Source organism: Curtobacterium sp. YR515, assembly GCF_900113095.1.
Taxonomy (GTDB): domain Bacteria; phylum Actinomycetota; class Actinomycetes; order Actinomycetales; family Microbacteriaceae; genus Curtobacterium.
This window is the reverse complement of sequence record NZ_FOOD01000001.1, coordinates 572,386-590,537: the sequence shown is the minus strand read 5'-3', so window position 1 is coordinate 590,537 and position 18,152 is coordinate 572,386. Positions and strand designations below refer to the sequence as shown.

Sequence of the window (18,152 nt, the reverse complement as noted above, 5' to 3'; positions counted from 1 at the left end):
GACCGCGACCCCCGCTAGCAGCGGGGGTGGTCCTGGTCGTGACCGTCCCACAGGTCGCCGCACTCGACGGGTTCCGCGCCCGACGACGCGAGCCACGGCCCGGCGCCGTGCGCGGGGTCGCGGGACAGCGCGGCGACCAGTGCGGCGCGGTGCTCCGAGCCGACGACCACCGGGTGTCCCGGCACGCCGTGGTGGACCGCGCGGCGGAGCGCCGCCGGGTGGTCACCGTCGCCGATCACCCGCCGGACGGCCGACGCGGGGAGGCCTGGCAGGTCGACGAGGGAGACGCACGCCGTCGCCGGACCGGTGACGGCCGCGAGCCCGACGGCGAGCGACGCGCCCGGACCCGCCGCCCAGTCGTCCGCGACGACGACGGTGACCCCGTCCACGGAGGGCACGAGCGCCCGCGCCCGGGCGGCGGCGGCGCCGAGGACGATGACGACCCGGTCGCAGCCCCCGACGAGGAGCGCGTCGACGCCGAGGTGCAGCCACGGAGTGCCGTCCGGCTCGGCGACCAGCGCCTTCGGCCGCCCCATCCGCGTCCCCGCACCGGCGGCGAGCAGCACGCCCACCACCTCCGTCACACGAACGCCGGCACCGACGTCCACGCGGCTGGGGCCTCGGCGACGCCGTCGCGCACGACGGTGCCGGAGATGAGGCCGTAGGGCCGGTCGGCGGCGAAGAACACCTCGCCGGGGTTGTCCAGGCCGAACGGTGCGAGGTCGACCAGGAAGTGGTGCTTGTTCGGCATCGAGAACCGCACCTCGGCGATCTCCGGGAACGCCTCGATCGCCGAGCGGCCCATCGCGAACAGGGTCTGCTGCAGCGCCAGCGAGTGCAGCTCGGCGAAGGTCGCGAGCATGCGGTCGAGGACGCCGGCGTACACGACGTCGTAGTCGATGCCCGCCGCCACCGCCTCGGGCGTGTAGCGCCAGCGGGCCGTCACCGAGGTCGCGAGGATCCGGTCGTCGGTCTCCGCGAGCGTCGTGTACCCGTCGCGCGGGAACCCGTGGAACTCGCTGCCGGTCGACTTCAGGACCGTCAGGTCGGTGACCCCGGCGAGCACGTGCACGTCGTCGCCGTCGACCTGCACCACGGCCGTGCGGGTCCCGCGGCCGGCCCGGACGAACGAGTGGTCGTGCTCCCGGCCGTCGACGACGATCCGCTCCCACGTGTGCTGCTCGGCGGACAGGGTGGAGCCGTCGTACCAGTCGAAGGCGGTGCTGAAGTGCCGGCCGAGGCGCAGGAGGAACTCCTCCGGCGTGCCCACCCCGTGCTCCCTCGCGAAGGCGTAGATCGTGTTCTTCTGCGTGTCCGTGGCGACGACCTTGGCGTTGTCGCCCTCGGTGTACGAGTCGGCGAGCGCCGCGCCGCGCAACTGGGTCGTGACGGTCAGGTCCTCGATCTCGTGCCGGTCGGTGTCGCGCGTCACCCGGACGAGCCGGACCTCGGCCTTGCCGTACTGGTTCGCACCGAGGTGGACGGTCGTGGTGGTGGGGACTGGCTGGACGTCGGTGATCTCCATGGAGGCGACGATGACACCCGCGTGTTTCGGCGGTGGGTCGAACAGGTCACGAGCTCCGTCAGCGGCCACGGCCCGGTCGTGACGCAGCCGTCGAACGCCCGTAACCACACGGAAACACCCGTTCCATAGCGTTGCCGCCACGACGCACCCGATCGAGGAGGGCCCCGTGGCGCACACATCCGCACCCCGGCGGTCCTCGGCGTGGAACCGCGGGATGATCGCGCACGGACGACGGTCCGACGGCGCCACCGACACCCGTCCCACCATCCCGATCGGACCCTGCAATGGACCTCGTCTCCGTCCGCACCGTGCGGACACCGTCGCACCGCGACGACCTCTCCTTCGGTCCCGGTGAGCATCCCCTCGCCGGCGGCACCTGGCTGTACTCGGAGGAGCAGCCGGGTCTGACCGGGCTCGTCGACCTCACGGCACTGGGGTGGCGCGACACCGAGCGCAGCGCCGGAGGGTTCCGGATCGCCGCGACGTGCACGATCGCGTCGCTGCTGCGCGTGGCGCCCGAGGACGACTGGCGTGCCTGGCCGCTCGTCGACCGGTGCGCCAACGCGTTGCTGGCGTCGTTCAAGGTGTGGAACCAGGCGACGGTCGGCGGCAACGTCGCGGTCGCCCTCCCGGCGGGGGCGATCACCGCGCTGCTCGTGACGCTCGACGCGATCGCGGAGGTCTGGACGCCGGACGGCGGGGAGCGCCGGGTCCCGGTGGCGGACCTGGTCACCGGGCCGCGGACGACCGACCTCGCGCCGGGTGAGGTCATCCGGGCGTTCGACGTGCCACGGGCGGCACTCGTGTCCCGCACCGGGTTCCGCCGGGTGTCCCTCAGCCCGCACGGCCGGACCGGCGCACTCGTCACGGCGCGGTGGTCGGCGTCGGGCTTCGTCCTCGTCGTGACCGGGGCGACCCCGCGGCCGCTCGTGCTCCGTCACGCCGGGGTCCCGACCGCCGCGGAGGTCGACGCACGGCTCGAGGCACACGACGCCTGGTACGACGACCCGCACGGATCCCCGGACTGGCGGCGCGCGGTGAGCCGGCGGTTCGCGGCGGAGCTCGTCGCCGAGGCGCTCGGGACGACGGGCGGTGCGGCATGAGGTTCGAGGTCGACGGCGCGACGGTGGACGCCGAACCGCAGCCCGGTCAGGTCCTCCGCACCCTGCTCCGCGAGCACGGGGTGACGTCCGTGAAGAAGGGCTGCGACGCGGGCGACTGCGGGGCGTGCTCGGTGCTCGTCGACGGTGTGCCGGTCCATTCCTGCATCACGCCGGCGCACCGGATGGCGGGTCGTGCCGTCACCACGGCGGCTGGGCTCGGCACGCCGGAGGACCCGCACCCCGTGCAGCGCGCGTTCGCCGAGGCGCCGGGCTTCCAGTGCGGCTTCTGCACCGCCGGGTACGTCGTCACGGCGTCCACGCTCGACGAGGACGCCCTGGCCGACCGGCACCGCGCCTTGAAGGGCAACCTCTGCCGGTGCACCGGGTACCGGGCGATCGAGGACGCCCTGGACGGGGTCGCGAACACGGCGTGCGCGCCCGCCGGTCAGGCGATCGGCACGTCGGTCGCCGCTCCCGCCGCGATGGCGATCGTGACCGGACGCGAGGAGTACACGCTCGACGTGCGGCGGACCGAGGGCCTGTTGCACCTCGCGGTCCTCGGTAGCCCGCACCCGCACGCCCGCATCGTGTCGATCGACACGGCGGAGGCCGAAGCCCTCCCGGGCGTGCACGCCGTCCTCACGCACCACGACGACCCCGGCGTGCTGTTCTCCACCGGTCGGCACGAGTCCCGCCTGGACGACCCGGACGACACCCGGGTCCTCGACCGGGTGCTCCGGTTCCGTGGGCAGCGCGTGGCCGCAGTGGTCGCGGACAGCGTCCGGATCGCCGAGCAGGCCTGCGCCCTCGTTCGGGTGCGCTACGAGGTGCTGCCCAGCGTGCACGACCCGGACGCGGCCCGTGCCGCCGGCGCTCCGCTCCTGCACGCCGACAAGACGACCCAGGAGCACCGGATCGCCGAGCCGGGCCGCAACGTGGTCGCCGCCCTGCACGGTGAGACGGGCGACGTCGACGGAGCCCTGGCGACGGCCGCGGCCACCGTCGAGGGCACCTGGACCACGGGCCGCGTCTCGCACGCCGCGCTCGAGACCCACGCGACCCGCGGGTCCGTCGACCGCGACGGGCGGCTCGTGCTCCGGACCGCGACGCAGGTCCCGTTCCTGGTGCGGGACGAGATCGCGCACGTGTTCGGCCTCGACCCGAGCCGAGTCCGTGTCATCGCGAAGCGCGTCGGCGGTGGGTTCGGCGGGAAGCAGGAGTTGCTGACCGAGGACCTGGTCACCCTCGCGGTGCTGCGGACCGGTCGCGCGGTGCAGTACGAGTTCAGTCGGCGTGACGAGTTCACGATCGCCCCGACCCGGCACCCGATGCGCGTGCGGGTCCGGCTCGGTGCCGACGCCGAGGGGCACCTGACGGCACTGCACGTCGACCAGACCATGGACACCGGCGCGTACGGCAACCACGGGATCGGTGTCATGTTCCACTCCGTCAGCGAGTCCGTCGCCGTCTACCGGTGCCCGTCGAAGCGTGTGGACGCGGAGTCCGTGTACACGAACAACCTGCCGTCCGGGGCGTTCCGCGGGTACGGACTCGGCCAGGTCGTGTTCGCGATCGAGTCCGCCATGGACGAGCTCGCCCGGGAGCTCGGCATCGACCCGCTCGACCTGCGGCGGCGGAACGTCGTGGTCCCCGGAGACCCCCTCGTGGTCACGGACCCGGACGAGCAGGACGACCTGCGCTGGGAGGGCAGCTACGGACTCGACCAGTGCATCGACCTGGTGGAGGACGCCCTCCGCGCGCCGGTGCCCGATGTCCCACGCATGGACGGTCCGCCGCTGGACGACTCGGGCGACTGGGCGTTCGGCACCGGGGTCGCCCTCGCGGCGATCGCGACGATGCCGCCGCGCGGGCACCACGCGCACGTGTCGGTCGAGGCCACGGCGGAGGGCCGGTACCGCATCGCCGTCGGCACGGCCGAGTTCGGCAACGGGACGACGACGGTGCACACGCAGCTCGTCGCCACCGCCCTCGGCACCACCACGGACCGGGTCGACGTGCACCAGTCGGACACCGACGCTGCCCGGCACGACACGGGGGCGTTCGGGTCCGCCGGGGTCGTGGTCGCCGGCAAGGCGCTGTACGCCGCGGCACAGGCACTGCGGGAGGACATGACCGGGCGCGCCCTCGGGATCGTCGCCGCCCGGACGCCCCGGACCGCGTCGGGTCCGCTCGGGCCGGCGGTCTCGATCGGGCCGGACGGCGTCCGCGTCGGCGAGGAGCTCGTCGGGCACGCCGAGCTGCTCGCCGACGGCCCGCTCGTCGCGCACGGCAGCCACGACGGCACGCCACGGTCGCTCGCGTTCACCGTGCACGGCGCCCGGGTGGCGGTGCACCGGCCGACGGGTGAGGTCCGCGTGCTGCACAGCGTGCAGGCGGTGGACGCCGGCACCGTCCTGAACCCCGAACAGCTCCGCGGCCAGGTGGAGGGCGGCGCCGCGCAGGCGATCGGCTCGGCGCTCTACGAGGAGGTCGTGCTGGACGAGACCGGCCGGGTGACGACCGACGCGTTCCGGGCGTACCGGGTGCCGAAGATCTCCGACGTGCCCCGCACCGAGGTGCGCTTCGCCGACACGCACGACCCGCTCGGCCCCCTCGGCGCGAAGTCGATGAGCGAGGCGCCGTACAACCCGGTCGCGCCAGCCGTCGCGAACGCGGTGCGCGACGCCGTCGGCGTGCGCCCCCACCGGTTGCCGATGACGCGCGACCGGGTCTGGGCGATGCTCCAGGACGCGACCGACGCCGGAGGTGCGTGATGTTCGAACTGGCACCGCGCCTCCTGGCCGCCCTCGACGCGGGGGACCCCGTGGTCGTCGCGACGGCCGTCGCGATGACGGGCAGCGCGCCGACCGGCGTCGGCTCGTCGATGGCCGTCCTGCCCGGCGGCCAGGTCGTCGGCACCATCTCCGGCGGGTGCGTCGAGGGGGCGCTGTTCGACACGGCGGAGCAGGTCCTCGAGACCGGCGAGGCGGTGCTCGAACGCTTCGGGTTCGACGACGACCCGGACGACGTCGACGCGATGTGGGCACCGGCGCTCCGCTGCGGCGGTCGTGTCGAGGTCCTGGTCCGTCGCGTCCGTCCCGACGACGCCGACGTCGTGGACGCGCTCCGGCGCGCGGCGTCCGGGGTGCCGACGTCACTCGGCCTCTCGCTCGACCCGGCGACGCTCGGCGCGGTCGTGCACGTCCCCGACGGCTGCGGCGGCCGGCTCTTCGTCGAGCGCGCCGACGTCCGGCCGCGGTGCATCGTGGTGGGCGCGGTGGAGTTCGCCGTGGCCCTGACGAACACGGCGGCGGTGCTCGGCTACGCCGTGACGGTCGTCGACCCGCGGCCGGTGTTCCTGACCGACGAGCGCTTCCCGGCCGCCGACGAACGCATCGTGGGCTGGCCGACGCGTGTGGTCGAGGCGTTGCCGGTGGACGCGACCACCGCCGTCGTGGTGCTCTCGCACGACGACCGGTTCGACGCGGCTGTGGTCGACTCGGCGCTCCGACGGGGTGCCGGGTACGTCGGGGCGATGGGCTCCCGCACGACCAACGCGCGCCGGATGGCGGAGCTGCGGGCGCTCGGGACGCCGGACACCGACCGGCTGCGGTCCCCGATCGGGCTCGACATCGGTGCGACGACGCCGGCGGAGATGGCGGTCGCGATCATGGCCGAGGTGATCGCGGTCCGGACGGGCGCCGGCGGCGGGGCGCTCGTCGACGGTGCCGGTCCCATCCACCGCCGGGCGGTGTCCGCGAGCTGAGCCGGCGGCGCACGATCGGGTCAGGCGACGGCGGGTGTCCGGGCCAGTCGCTCGGCGAGCCGCGCGGCGATCTCCCGCTCGTCCGCCCCGACGAGCGCCCCGTCGCGCACCACCACGCGCCCACCCACGACGACGTGTCGGGGCCGCCGCCCGGGGGCGGCCCAGAGGAGTCCCGCGACGGGGTCGGCGACTCCCGCGTCCGCCACCCCGGAGACGTCCCACACGCACAGGTCGCCCGCGCTCCCGGCGCCGAGGTGCCCGAGCTCCGGGCGCCCGAGCCCCGCCGCGGAACCCTCCGTCGCCGCGCCGAGCACCTGCCGCGCCGGCAGCTGCGGCCCGACGAGCGCCGACACCTGCATGGCGAGCCGGGCGTCCGCGAGCAGGTGTCCGGCGTCGTTGCTGCCGCCACCGCTCGTGCCGAGACCGACCGGGACCCCGGCCGCGGCGAGCCGTGCGACGGGAGCGATGCCCCAGCCCATCGGCACGTCGCACCCGGGTGCGTGCGTGGCGGTGACGCCCGCTGCCGCGAGCCGGGCGATCTCGTCGTCGGTGACGTCGCAGAGGTGCGCGATCGTGACGTCCGGCGCGAGCCACCCCCACTCCTCGAGCAGGTCGAGCGGCCGACGGCCGTAGCGCTCGAGCGCGATCGCGGTGTCGACCTGTTCGTTGGCCTGGGTCCGCCGGCGGAGTCCGTGTCGCGCCGCCACCTCGCCGAGCGCGCGGAAGGTCGCCTCGCCGTCGGAGTGCACGCCGGCCGGACCGACGGCGACCTGGAGCCCGCCGTCCGGGTCCACGCCGCCGACGGCGTCGTCGTGCAGCAGTCGTGACGCGATCGCGTCCGCCGAGGCCGCCGCGCGGTCCGGGTCGTCCCGTGCCGAGCCGCGGACGAAGACGACCCGACCGCCGAGACCGCGGACCGCGCCCACGGTGGCCGCGGCGAGCGCGACGGTGTCGTCCGAGGTCGCCTCCGCGGGCCAGTTCAGGTGGTGGTCGGCGATCGTCGTGACGCCGGACAGGAGGCCCTCCGCGGCTCCGGCGGACGCCGCCAGTGCGTACAGCTCGGGGTCGTGCCCCACCCGTCCGTACGCCGCGGCCATGGTCGGGAGCCAGTCCGCCATCGGCACGCCGCGGGTCCCGGGCAGGGTGCGGAACGCGGTCTGGAGGAGGTGGTGGTGCGCGTTGACGAGACCGGCCGTGACGACGCACCCGGATGCGTCGAGGGTGGTGACGAGGTCACTGCCGTCGTCGACGACGACGTCGCCCTCCCGTTCGGTCCGGGGGTCGACGAGGACGCGGAGGGCTCCGGTGACGGTCAGCATGGTGGTGTTTCTAGCAGTCCCCTGTTTCCGGTCCGTGACGGGGTGCGCTCGGACGGGGTGCGCACGGACGGCGTGGCTGCTCGGTCCCGGCGTTCCAGGACCCTCGGTCGGCATCGCGGGGTAACCGGGCGGAAACACCCGGGGAACACGCGGACCGTAGGTTCGCCCCATGACGCAGACCCTGATCCGCGCCGGATGGGTGCTCACCGCAGCACCCGACGGCGCTGCCACGTCCGCCGCGATCCGCGACGGAGCCGTGCTCCTCGACGGCGACCGGATCGCCGCGGTCGGCACGTACGCCGACCTCGCCGCGGCCCACCCGGACGCACCGGTGCGCGGCAGTGCGTACGACATCGTCACGCCCGGCTTCGTGAACACCCACGGCCACTTCAGCGAGGGGCTCATCACCGGGATCGGTTCGCAGTACACGCTGTGGGAGTGGCTCACGGCGTTGATCGGGCGGGTCAACCCGGTGATGACCCGGGACAAGGCGTACGCGGGCACGGTGCTGCAGGGCATCCAGCTGCTCCGGAGCGGGGTGACGACGGCGAACGACATGTTCTGCGCCGACCCGGTGCCGGACGAACCGGCGACGCCCGGTGTGGTGCAGGCGCTCGAGGACCTCGGGCTGCGCGGGGTCGTGTCGTTCGGCTCCGGCGACGTCGACCGCGACTTCGGCGCGACGCCCATCCTGGAGGAGTTCGAGGCCCTACGCGAGGCCGCCGCCGCCAGCCGGTACAGCACGTTCCGGGTCGGCGTCTCGTCGATCGGGCGGTACACGGACGACACCTGGCAGGAGCACGTCGACTACGCGGTCGCCGGCGGCCACGGCGTGCACGTGCACTTCCACGAGGTGCGCGAGGAGGTCACCGCGGCCCGGCAGCGCACCGGACGGACGGCCATCGGGCACGCCGAGGCGACGGGCATGTTCCAGGTCCCGGTGATCGCCGCGCACAGCGTCTGGGTGGACCGCGAGGACCGGGAGCGGTACGCGGCCAACGGCGTCGGCGTGGCCCACAACCCGGTCGCGAACGGGATCCTCGCCAGCGGCATCGCCCCGATCGCGGAACTCCGTGCGCTCGGCGTCCCGGTGGGCATCGGGGTCGACGGCCCGGCGTCGAACGACTCCCAGGACTTCCTGCAGGCGATGAAGACGGCCGCGCTGCTCGCTCGGGTGCGGGACCTGCAGGCCACCGCGATGAGCGCCCGCGAGGCCTTCGAGATGGGGACGATCGGCGGCGCCCGTGCCCTGCGCATGGAGGACGAGATCGGCTCGCTGGAGCCGGGCAAGCGCGCGGACCTGGTCGTCCTCGACGGCGACTCCCCGACCCTCGCGAACGTCCACGACCCCTACCAGGCGGTGGTCTTCGTCGCCGGCAGCCGCGAGGTCCGCGACGTCTGGGTGGACGGCGAGCTGAGCGTCGCGGACGGCGACGTCACCCGGGTGGACGTGCGTGAGGCGGTCGAACGGGCGCGTCCGCTCGCCCGGCAGCTCGTGGCCGAAGCGGGCCTGGAGCGCCTGTCCGCGCTCACCGGCGGCCCGCTCGACGGCACCGAGCGTCCGTAGTCCGTCCGGTCAGAGTTCGAGCACCAGTCGCGGGCAGCCGCGCCGGGCGCGGGACACGCAGACCATCATGGTGCGGTCGTCGGCCTGCTCCTCGGGGCTGAGCACGGTGTCCCGGTGCTCGACCGCGCCCTCGAGCACCGGGGTCTCGCAGGTGCCGCACGTGCCCTCCCGGCAGGACGAGAGCACGAAGGCGCCGGCGTCCTCCGCGACCTCGAGCAGGGTCCGGTCGGCTGGAACCGTCACGGTGACGCCGGTGACCGTGAGCTCGACCTCGAAGGCCTCGCCGGGGGCGTCGACGTCCGCGGCGGGCTCGAAGCGCTCGACGCGGACGCTGCCCGCCGGCCAGTGCGCGGCGGCGGCCTCGACCGCGTCCATGAGCCCGCGCGGCCCGCAGCAGTACACGACCGCGTCGCGCGGTGCGGCGAGGAGCGCGTCGACGTCGAGCCGGACGCCCTCGTCGGCCGCCGCCACGACGACCCGGTCGGGGTGCGCGGCGACGAGCTCGTGCACGAACGCCATGCGGTCGCGGGACCGCCCCGCGTAGTGGAGCTCCCACGGGGTGCCGGCGCGTTCGGCGGCGGCGATCATCGACCGGATCGGCGTGATCCCGATGCCCCCGGCGACGAAGACCGCGGGGCGCGCCGGGTCGTGGCCGAAGTGGTTCCGCGGCCCGGCCACCACGACCTCGTCGCCGACCGCCAGCCCCTCGTGCACGGCGACCGATCCGCCGCGGCCGTCGGGCTCGCGGAGCACGGCGATGCGCCAGTGCCCGTCGGCGGTCGTCGTGACGAGCGAGTACTGGCGCTCGGTCCCGGGGGAGACCTCGAGGTCGACGTGCGCTCCGGGTTCCCAGTCCGGCAGTGCCGGGCCGTCGACCGGGGCGAGGTCGAGTGCGACGACGTCCGTGGCGACCTGGTGGCGGGCGGCGACGCGCAGCCGCCGACGCTCCGGCACGGCGTTCACGCGATCGCTCCGGCGCGCGGGGTCTCCTTGACCACGATCATGTGGAAGCGGCTGCCGTCCGCGCTGCACCACCGGTGGCCGGTGCCGCCGCGGTAGTACGCCGAGTCGCCGGGCCCGAGGTCGAGCGGTTCCCGTCCGCGCAGGTCGAGGTGCACGCGGCCGGCGAGCACGGTGAGGAACTCGTCCTCGTGGTGCTCGAAGTACTCGCCGAGGTCCGTGTTGTCGCCGACCCACTCCAGCGGCTCGAACGCGTGCGGGCCGGCGTGCACGAGCAGCCGGGCCTCGCCGCTCGAGAACGGTCCGCGGGCGCCTTCGCCGGCACGGATGACCTCGGGCAGGCGGACCTCGTGCTCCGGTCGCTCGGGGGCACCGGCGGCGAGCAGTTCGACCTGGGTCGTGCCGAGCGCCGCGGCGATCTTCTCGAGGGACACCATGCTGGCGCGGGAGTGCCCGCGCTCGACCTGGCTGAGGAACGGGTGCGACAGCCCGGTCAGTTCGGCGACCTGGACGAGCGTCAGTCGTGCGGCGCGTCGACGGGCACGGATGTGCTCACCGATCCGCTGGGTCTGGTCGTCGACGACGCGGTCGGTCTCGGTGGTGGTGCCGGTGCTCACGCGCGCTCCTCTCGTCCTCGGTGGGGCCGTCCCGACCGCTCGGCCGGAACGCTCGTTCCCGCTCCCGGTCGCGTCGGGGCGGGCGTCACACACGGCAACCGCCTCGAAACGAGAGGGAAACACTGCCGCCCTAGCATCGGAGATGTTGATGCGATCAACATTCTCACACACGATCGAGAGGCTCCGGATGGACTCGTCAGTGCCCCGCCCGATCGCCCTCCTGCGCTCCGCGCTGCTGCCGGACGGCCGGTCGGTCGACGTCGCGATCGACGGCGAGACCGTCTCCGCCGTGGCCCCGGCCGGCACCCTCGCGGCGCCGGCGGAGGAGACGATCGACCTCGGCGGCCGGCTGCTCCTGACCGCACCGGCAGAACCGCACGCCCACCTCGACAAGGCCCTCAGCGCCGACGTCATCCGGCCGCCGCTCGGCGACCTCGGTGCCGCGATCGTCTCGTGGACCGCGCACGCGACGACCATGACCGTCGAGGACATCGCCGACCGGGCCCGGACCGCCGCCCTCACGCTGCTCGCCGCCGGCACCACGGCCGTCCGGAGTCACGTCGACGTCCTCAGCGGCCGACACAGCGCGGCCGACCGGCCCGCCACCACGGAGCAGGCCCTGCGCGGCGCCCGTGCCCTCGTGCAGGTCCGCGACGAACTCGCCGGCCTGATGGACATCGAGCTCGTCGCCCTCGCCGGCCCGCTCGCCCCCGACGAGCAAGTCGAGGCGGTGCTCGACCTCGGCGTGGACCTGGTCGGCGGCGCCCCGCACCTCGCCGAGGACCCCCTCGCGGACGTCGACCGGCTCCTCGCCATCGCCCACCGACGGGGCCTCGGCGTCGACCTGCACGCCGACGAGAGCCTCGACGGCCCGGTGACCCTCGACCACTACGCCCGGGCATCCCGCTCGCTGCGACGGGACCGGCAGTACTCCGCCGGGCACTGCGTCCGGCTCGGCACCCTGGGGCCGGAGCGGCTCGCCGAGGTGGTCGCCGACGTCGCCGCAGCCGACCTCGGGGTGATCACGCTGCCGATCACGAACCTGTACCTGCAGGGCTGGCAGTACCCGGTCGCCACGCCGCGGGGACTGACCGCCATCCAGGCGCTCCTCGACGCCGGCGTCCGCGTCGCCGCTGGGGCGGACAACGTCCGCGACCCCTTCAACCCGGTCGGCCGGAGCGACGCCTTCGAGACCGCATCGCTGCTCGTCTCCGCCGGCCACGTGACGCCGGACCAGGCGTACGCGATGGTGAGCGACACCGCCCGGAGCGTGATGGGCCTCCCGGCCGCCGGTCCCGTCCCCGGGCGGCGCGCCGACCTGCTCGCCGTGGCCGCGACGAGCGTCACCGACGCCGTCGCGAACGCCCCCGCCGACCGCATCGTCCTGTCCCGCGGACGACTCGTCGCCCGCACCGAGGTGCGACGGACCGTCGCCGCGCCGGCCGCAGCCGCGGCCGCCGTCCCCGCCTGACCCCTCCGCCCGCCCGCACCGAGAACCCGAGGTGATCGTGACCACCACCGCCCCGCCACCCGTCGCCACGACGGACACGCTGCTCGACTTCCGCAACGTCGAGATGACCTTCCCGAACGGCACCATCGCCCTGCAGGGCGTCGACCTCACCGTGGACCGCGGCCAGTTCGTCTCGGTCGTCGGCCCGTCCGGCTGCGGCAAGTCCACGCTGCTCCGCATCGCCTCCGGCCTCGAGACCGCGTCGGACGGGTCGGCCGGTGTCGCGGCCGACCGCATCGGCTACGTCTTCCAGGACGCCACGCTCCTGCCCTGGCGCACCGTGCAGGGCAACGTCGAGCTGCTCGCCGAGCTCGGACACGTGCCGAAGGCCGAGCGAGCCGCCAAGGCCGCCCACGCCATCGAGCTCGTCGGCCTGAACGGCTTCGAGACGAACCTGCCGAAGCAGCTGTCCGGCGGCATGCGGATGCGGGTCTCGCTCGCCCGGTCGCTCACCCTCGACCCGGAGCTCTTCCTGTTCGACGAGCCGTTCGGTGCCCTCGACGAGATCACCCGCGAACGCCTCAACGACGAGCTCCTCCGGCTCTTCGTCGAGCAGCAGTTCGCCGGGCTCTTCATCACGCACTCCGTGTCCGAGGCCGTGTACCTCTCCACCGAGGTGATCGTGATGTCCGGGCGCCCCGGCAGCATCGTCGGCCGGTTCGACGTGCCGTTCCCGATGCCCCGCGACCCCGACATCCGCTTCACACCCGAGTTCGCCGAACTGGTCGGCGAGGTCTCGCACGCGCTCCGGGAAGGACACCGCTGATGGTCACCCTGCAGGAGGCCGCCGAGACCCGCGCGGTCCGCGCCGCGGCCCGTCGCGCCGCTCCTCGGGCCCGCCGCGGCATCGCGTGGTGGCAACCCGTCGTCGTCCTCGCCGTGCTCGTCGGCATCTGGTACGCGGCGGCCGCGTACTACGACCACGTCCGCGGCCTGGCCTTCCTCGTGCCGTACCCGCACCTCGTGGCGAAGGCGATCGTCGCGCCGACGATGCCGGACGGGTCGCCGTCCACGTTCGGCTCCGACCTCTGGTCCGCCCTCGGACGCACCACCGTCGTCTCGCTCACCGGCCTCGGTTTCGCGATCGTGATCGGCGTCGTCTGGGCGATGGCGATGGCGCAGGCGAAGTGGCTCGAGAACTCGCTGTACCCGTACGCGGTGGTGCTGCAGTGCGTGCCGATCCTCGCCCTCGTGCCGCTCATCGGCGCCCTGTTCGGCTACGAGTTCGTCAGCCGCGTGATCGTCACCGTGATGATCGCGCTGTTCCCGATGGTGTCGAACACGCTGTTCGGACTGCAGTCCGCCGACCGCGCGCAGCGTGAGCTGTTCCAGCTGCAGCGCGCCGGCCGGTTCGCCCAGCTCGTGAAGCTGCAGTTCCCCGCCGCGCTGCCGTCGATCTTCGTCGGCCTGCGCACCTCCGCCGGGCTGAGCGTCATCGGGGCGATCGTCGGCGACCAGTTCTTCCAGCGCGGCAACCCCGGGCTCGGCGTCCTCATCCAGGTGACCGCATCGCGCCTGATGGGCCCCGAGCTGTACGCGACCATCCTGATCGCCTCGCTCTACGGCGTCGCCGTCTTCCTCGTGTTCGGCCTGATCGGCCGTCTGGCCGTCGGCCGCTGGCACGACTTCAGCTGATCCCCCCCCCCAGAACCCACACCCCTTCCCACCACAGCACCACGAGACCCGCACCACGAACGGAGCCTCCATGCGCACCACCTCCCGCCTCGGCGTCGCCACCGCCGCCCTCGCCGCCACCGCCATCGCCCTCACCGGCTGCGCGGCGGGGTCGTCCGGCAGCACCGGGACGACCGCCGCGACCTCGTCGACCGCCTCCGGGCCGAAGGTCGACCTCGCCGGCGCGTGCCCCGCGACCGTCGTCGTCCAGACCGACTGGAACCCCGAGGGCGAGCACGGCCACCTCTACCAGATGCTCGGCCCGAACCCGGTGATCGACTCCTCCGGCAAGACCGTCACCGGCGACCTCTACGCCAACGGCAAGAGCACCGGCGTCAAGCTCGAGATCCGTGCCGGCGGCCCGGCGATCGGCTACACCAAGGTCGCGTCGCAGATGTACCAGGACAAGGACATCACCCTCGGGTACATGTCCACGGACGAGCAGGTGCAGTTCTCCGGCAACCTGCCCACCACGGCGGTGTTCGCCGAGAACGACCAGTCTCCGATGTCGATCATGTGGGACCCGAAGACGTACCCGGAGGTCGACAGCATCAAGGGCCTCGGCAAGGCCCTCGAGAAGGACGGCGGCGTCGTCCGCTACTTCAACGGTGCGGCGTACATGACCTACCTGGAGCAGTCCGGGATCCTGCCGAAGAAGGTCCTCGACGGCAGCTACGACGGCACCCCGTCGAAGTTCGTGTCCGCAGGCGGCAAGGACGCCCAGCAGGGCTTCGCGACCGCCGAGCCGTACATCTACCAGAACCAGGTCGCGGCCTGGGGCAAGAAGGTCGACTACGCGCTCGTCTCGAGCACGGGGTGGAACCCCTACCCCGAGGCGATGTCGGTCCGCACCGGTGACCTGAAGAAGCTCGAGCCGTGCCTGCAGAAGCTCGTGCCGGTCATGCAGCAGGCCGACGTGGACTACCTGAAGTCCCCGGGCGCCACGAACGACCTCATCACGAAGCTCGTGCAGCAGTACAACAACGGCTGGACCTACGACTCGAAGGTCGGCGCGTTCGCCGCGGCCCAGATGGTGAAGCTCGGTCTCGCGAAGGACACCGACGGCTACATCGGGTCGATGGACGAACAGCGCATGCAGGACTTCATCGCCAAGGCGACGCCCGTCTTCGCCGGCACCGGTGACGTCAAGAGCGGCCTGAAGCCCTCCGACCTGTACACGAACGAGTTCCTCGACAAGTCCATCGGTCTGGGTTCCTGACCAACAAGCGGACGGGAGGCGCGGTGCCACGCCGCCCCGCGCCTCCCGTCCGTCGTCCCCGCACCACCCACCCACCAGGAGTGAGCATGACCACCGTCACCCCCACCTCCGTCGAGGCGCTGCGCGCCGAGCTCGTCGCACTGCTCGGTGAGCGCGGCGTGAGCGCCGACGAGCGCACGCGGGCCCGCGCCTCCGTCGACGAGGCCACCATGAGTCCCATCCTCAGCGAGCAGCTGCCCCTCGGCCTCGCCGACCTCGTCGCGTCGCCGGCCAGCGCCGACGACATCGCCGCCACCCTGCAGGTCGCGGTCCGGCACGGCGTCCCCGTCACCACCCGCGGGAAGGGCACCGGCAACTACGGCCAGGGCATCCCGCTGCACGGCGGCCTGGTCCTCGACACGTCGCGGGCACGCGCCGTCGTCGAGGTCGGCGACGGCTGGATCACCGCCGAGGCCGGCGCGTCCATGGTCGCCCTGGAACAGGCGGCCGCTGCCACGGGCCAGCAGCTCTGGATGTACCCGTCCACCGCGCAGTCGACCATCGGCGGCTTCCTGTCCGGCGGTTCCGGCGGCACCGGGTCGATCGCGCACGGGTCGAACTGGCAGGGCTTCGTCACGGCGCTCGACGTCGCGCTCCCCGGCGCCGACGTGCTGCTGCACGTCGAGGGCGACGAGGCGCAGCCGTTCGTGCACACCTACGGCACCGCCGGCGTCATCGCCCGCGCCACCGTCCGGCTCGAGCCGCTGCAGGAGTGGCGAGCCGTCTACGCGGCGTTCCCCACCTTCGAGGACGCGCTCGTCGCTGTCCGCACGCTGCGCGGACTCGACCCGGTGCCGCGGCTCGTGAGCGCCGACCGCGCCGAGATCGCCGCGACGCTGCCGTCCGACCTGGCCGTCCCCGACGACCGTGCGAGCCTGCGAGCGATCATCGACGACGTCGTGCTCGACGAGGCCCGAGCACGCATCGAGGCCGCCGGCGGTGAGGTCCTGGACGTCCGCGAGGGCCTGCAGCAGACCACGAAGGTGTCGATGCTGTCGTACAACCACCCGATCTGGTGGCTGAAGCGGAACACGAGCGACACCGAGTACTTCCACGTCGAGGTCGGCGGCGAGGCGCTCATCGACCGGATCGCCGAGGTCGAGGCCGTCTACCCCGGCGGCATGCTCCACATCGAGGCTGCGCACGTCGGACCGATCGGGATGCTCACCGCGCCGTACACCGGGGCCGAGGACGTCTACGCCGGCTACCCGGTGCTCCGCGAACTCGGCGTCCGGGTGCACAGCCCGCACCAGTACTACGTCGACCACGGCGTCGAGGAGCTCGTGGCGCTGAAGCAGCGCACCGACCCCGCGGGGCTGCTCAACCCCGGGCACGTCATCGACCCGTCGCTCGTGGTCAGCGGTGGCTCCACCGCGTCCGCGCAGCCCGTCGTCCCGGGGTTCGGCAAGTGAGCGCCGGAGTGAGTACGGTCCGCTCGCGTCGGCTCGCGGAACTGTCCGGTCCGGCCGTCGCGGCGGGCTTCGGGCCGGACACGATCGTCGTGCAGCCCACCGGCGCCGTCGAGCACCACGGCCCGCACCTGCCGCTCCTGACCGACCACCTGCTCGCCGAGCACATCGGCGGGGCGGCGGTCGAGCAGGCCGCTGCCGAGGGACTGGACGTCTGGCAGCTCCCGACGCTGTCGTTCACGAAGTCCGACGAACACAGCTGGGCGCCCGGCACGGTGTGGCTCGACAGCGACACGATGTTCGACACCGCCGTGCAGATCGGCCGCGCGGTCGCCCTCACCGGTGCCGGCACCCTGGTGTTCGCCAACGGGCACGGCGGCAACGTCGCGCTGCTGCAGGTCGCCCTGCGTGAGATCCGGAAGCGCTACGGGTTGAAGACGTTCCTCATGCCGACCCTCGCGCGCGTCCCCGGCCCGGACGGCGAGGACGCGGACGAGCTCGGGCTGGGGATCCACGGCGGCGCCGCGGAGACGTCGATGATCCTGCACCTGCGCCCGGACCTGGTCGACATGTCGCTCGCGGAGCGATGGGTGCCGGAGCACATCGCCGGCTTCGAGAAGATCGCGTTCAACGGCGGCCCGGTGTCGTTCGGGTGGTTGTCCGACGACTTCGGGACCCCCGGGGTCGTCGGCGACGCCAGCCGGGCGACGGCGTCGTACGGTGCCGTCCTCTGGGAGCACTCCGTCGCCGAGGCCGTGGCGTCGCTGCACGAGATCGCACGGTTCGACCCGGCGGTGAGCCGTCCGGCGGTGGCCCGCCCCGCCGACGCTGCGGTCTCGTGACCGTGCCGCGAGGTGTCGACGATGAGCCCGTGCCGACGGACCCGTTGGCCCTCGCGGCATCCTGGCTCCCTGCGGCGGCGGACGCCCCGGGTCCGACCATGACCCTCTCCACCGTCGGGCTCGACGGCTACCCCGACGCCCGGACGGTCCTGCTCTCCCTGTTCGACGGGGAGCGCCTGCACTTCCACACCGACTCGCGCAGCCGCAAGGCCGCCGAACTCGCGGCGGTGCCCCGTGCCGCGGTGACCCTGCACTGGCCCGAGGCCGCGCGACAGCTCGTCGTGGTCGGTGACGTGGCGCCCGTCTCCGACCACGAGGCCCGTGCGGCCTACGCGGCCAGGACGCGGTACCTGCAGGTGCTCGCGTGGGTCAACGACCACGCGTCCGCTGCGGACACACCGGCCCGGCGCCGGGAGGCCTGGGCGGCGTTCGGCCGCGAACGGGCCGGCACGGACCTCGAGCCGCCGAGCACGTGGGCTGGGTTCGCACTCACACCGGTTCGGATGGTGTTCTGGCGCGGGGCGACGGACGCGGCGAGCAACCGGCTCGCCTACCACCGGCGCCCGGACGGGTCGTGGTCGCGGGAGTCCTGGCCGGGGTGA

At 73.7% G+C, this 18,152-nt stretch carries 16 protein-coding genes; 11 read left to right on the top strand and 5 right to left on the bottom strand.

The window, feature by feature from the left end; genetic code table 11:
* Window positions 1–14: 14 nt before the first annotated feature.
* On the bottom strand, window positions 15–566 hold the full coding sequence (locus BM028_RS02750; RefSeq protein WP_092384931.1) for a nucleotidyltransferase family protein: 552 nt from the start codon (window positions 564–566) through the stop codon (window positions 15–17).
* Between the two features lie 14 nt (window positions 567–580).
* Window positions 581–1,525, bottom strand: coding sequence for a factor-independent urate hydroxylase (gene pucL, locus BM028_RS02745; RefSeq protein ID WP_092384929.1), 945 nt, complete (start codon window positions 1,523–1,525; stop codon window positions 581–583).
* Between the two features lie 284 nt (window positions 1,526–1,809).
* Here pucL and BM028_RS02740 point away from each other — a divergent pair, with 284 nt between their 5' ends.
* Genes BM028_RS02740 through BM028_RS02730 form a run of 3 tightly spaced genes read left to right on the top strand, consistent with a single transcriptional unit; the run spans window position 1,810 to window position 6,394 of the window.
* Window positions 1,810–2,628 carry an FAD binding domain-containing protein gene (locus BM028_RS02740; RefSeq protein ID WP_092384398.1) on the top strand — a complete coding sequence of 273 codons (819 nt, stop codon included), beginning with the start codon at window positions 1,810–1,812 and terminating at the stop codon, window positions 2,626–2,628.
* A complete protein-coding gene (locus BM028_RS02735; RefSeq protein WP_092384396.1) occupies window positions 2,625–5,402 on the top strand; it encodes a molybdopterin-dependent oxidoreductase in 2,778 nt (925 codons plus the stop codon). The genes BM028_RS02740 and BM028_RS02735 overlap by 4 nt, the downstream gene beginning before the upstream one ends.
* A complete protein-coding gene (locus BM028_RS02730; RefSeq protein ID WP_092384394.1) occupies window positions 5,402–6,394 on the top strand; it encodes an XdhC family protein in 993 nt (330 codons plus the stop codon). The genes BM028_RS02735 and BM028_RS02730 overlap by 1 nt, the downstream gene beginning before the upstream one ends.
* A 20-nt stretch (window positions 6,395–6,414) precedes the next feature.
* Here BM028_RS02730 and BM028_RS02725 read toward each other — a convergent pair whose 3' ends face one another.
* Window positions 6,415–7,713, bottom strand: coding sequence for an amidohydrolase family protein (locus BM028_RS02725; RefSeq protein ID WP_092384392.1), 1,299 nt, complete (start codon window positions 7,711–7,713; stop codon window positions 6,415–6,417).
* A 169-nt stretch (window positions 7,714–7,882) separates the two neighbouring features.
* Here BM028_RS02725 and BM028_RS02720 point away from each other — a divergent pair, with 169 nt between their 5' ends.
* Window positions 7,883–9,280, top strand: a complete 1,398-nt coding sequence (locus tag BM028_RS02720; protein WP_092384390.1) for an amidohydrolase family protein — start codon at window positions 7,883–7,885, stop codon at window positions 9,278–9,280.
* 9 nt (window positions 9,281–9,289) lie between these two features.
* Here BM028_RS02720 and BM028_RS02715 read toward each other — a convergent pair whose 3' ends face one another.
* Together BM028_RS02715 and BM028_RS02710 are read right to left on the bottom strand one after the other, a co-directional pair.
* The gene (locus BM028_RS02715) at window positions 9,290–10,243 is read right to left on the bottom strand and encodes a PDR/VanB family oxidoreductase (protein WP_092384388.1); all 954 of its coding nucleotides are present in this window, start codon (window positions 10,241–10,243) and stop codon (window positions 9,290–9,292) included.
* Window positions 10,240–10,857 (bottom strand): helix-turn-helix domain-containing protein, encoded by a 618-nt coding sequence (locus tag BM028_RS02710; protein WP_071295298.1) that lies wholly within the window; start codon window positions 10,855–10,857, stop codon window positions 10,240–10,242. The genes BM028_RS02715 and BM028_RS02710 overlap by 4 nt, the downstream gene beginning before the upstream one ends.
* 187 nt (window positions 10,858–11,044) lie before the next feature.
* Between BM028_RS02710 and BM028_RS02705 the strand changes: the two genes are divergently transcribed.
* From BM028_RS02705 to BM028_RS02675, 7 genes are all read left to right on the top strand, one after another.
* Window positions 11,045–12,328, top strand: a complete 1,284-nt coding sequence (locus BM028_RS02705; RefSeq protein ID WP_092384386.1) for an amidohydrolase family protein — start codon at window positions 11,045–11,047, stop codon at window positions 12,326–12,328.
* 37 nt (window positions 12,329–12,365) lie between these two features.
* A complete protein-coding gene (locus BM028_RS02700) occupies window positions 12,366–13,133 on the top strand; it encodes an ABC transporter ATP-binding protein (RefSeq protein WP_254789361.1) in 768 nt (255 codons plus the stop codon).
* The gene (locus BM028_RS02695; RefSeq protein WP_071295296.1) at window positions 13,133–14,002 is read left to right on the top strand and encodes an ABC transporter permease; all 870 of its coding nucleotides are present in this window, start codon (window positions 13,133–13,135) and stop codon (window positions 14,000–14,002) included. The genes BM028_RS02700 and BM028_RS02695 overlap by 1 nt, the downstream gene beginning before the upstream one ends.
* 70 nt (window positions 14,003–14,072) lie before the next feature.
* Entirely contained in the window at window positions 14,073–15,260 is a 1,188-nt protein-coding gene (locus BM028_RS02690; protein WP_071303113.1) for a nitrate ABC transporter substrate-binding protein, read from the top strand.
* A gap of 86 nt (window positions 15,261–15,346) precedes the next feature.
* Complete coding sequence (locus BM028_RS02685) at window positions 15,347–16,711, top strand: FAD-binding oxidoreductase (RefSeq protein ID WP_092384385.1); 1,365 nt, start codon at window positions 15,347–15,349, stop codon at window positions 16,709–16,711.
* A gap of 8 nt (window positions 16,712–16,719) precedes the next feature.
* Window positions 16,720–17,550, top strand: coding sequence for a creatininase family protein (locus tag BM028_RS02680; RefSeq protein ID WP_070416832.1), 831 nt, complete (start codon window positions 16,720–16,722; stop codon window positions 17,548–17,550).
* Between the two features lie 98 nt (window positions 17,551–17,648).
* Window positions 17,649–18,152 carry a pyridoxine/pyridoxamine 5'-phosphate oxidase gene (locus BM028_RS02675; protein ID WP_083414033.1) on the top strand — a complete coding sequence of 168 codons (504 nt, stop codon included), beginning with the start codon at window positions 17,649–17,651 and terminating at the stop codon, window positions 18,150–18,152.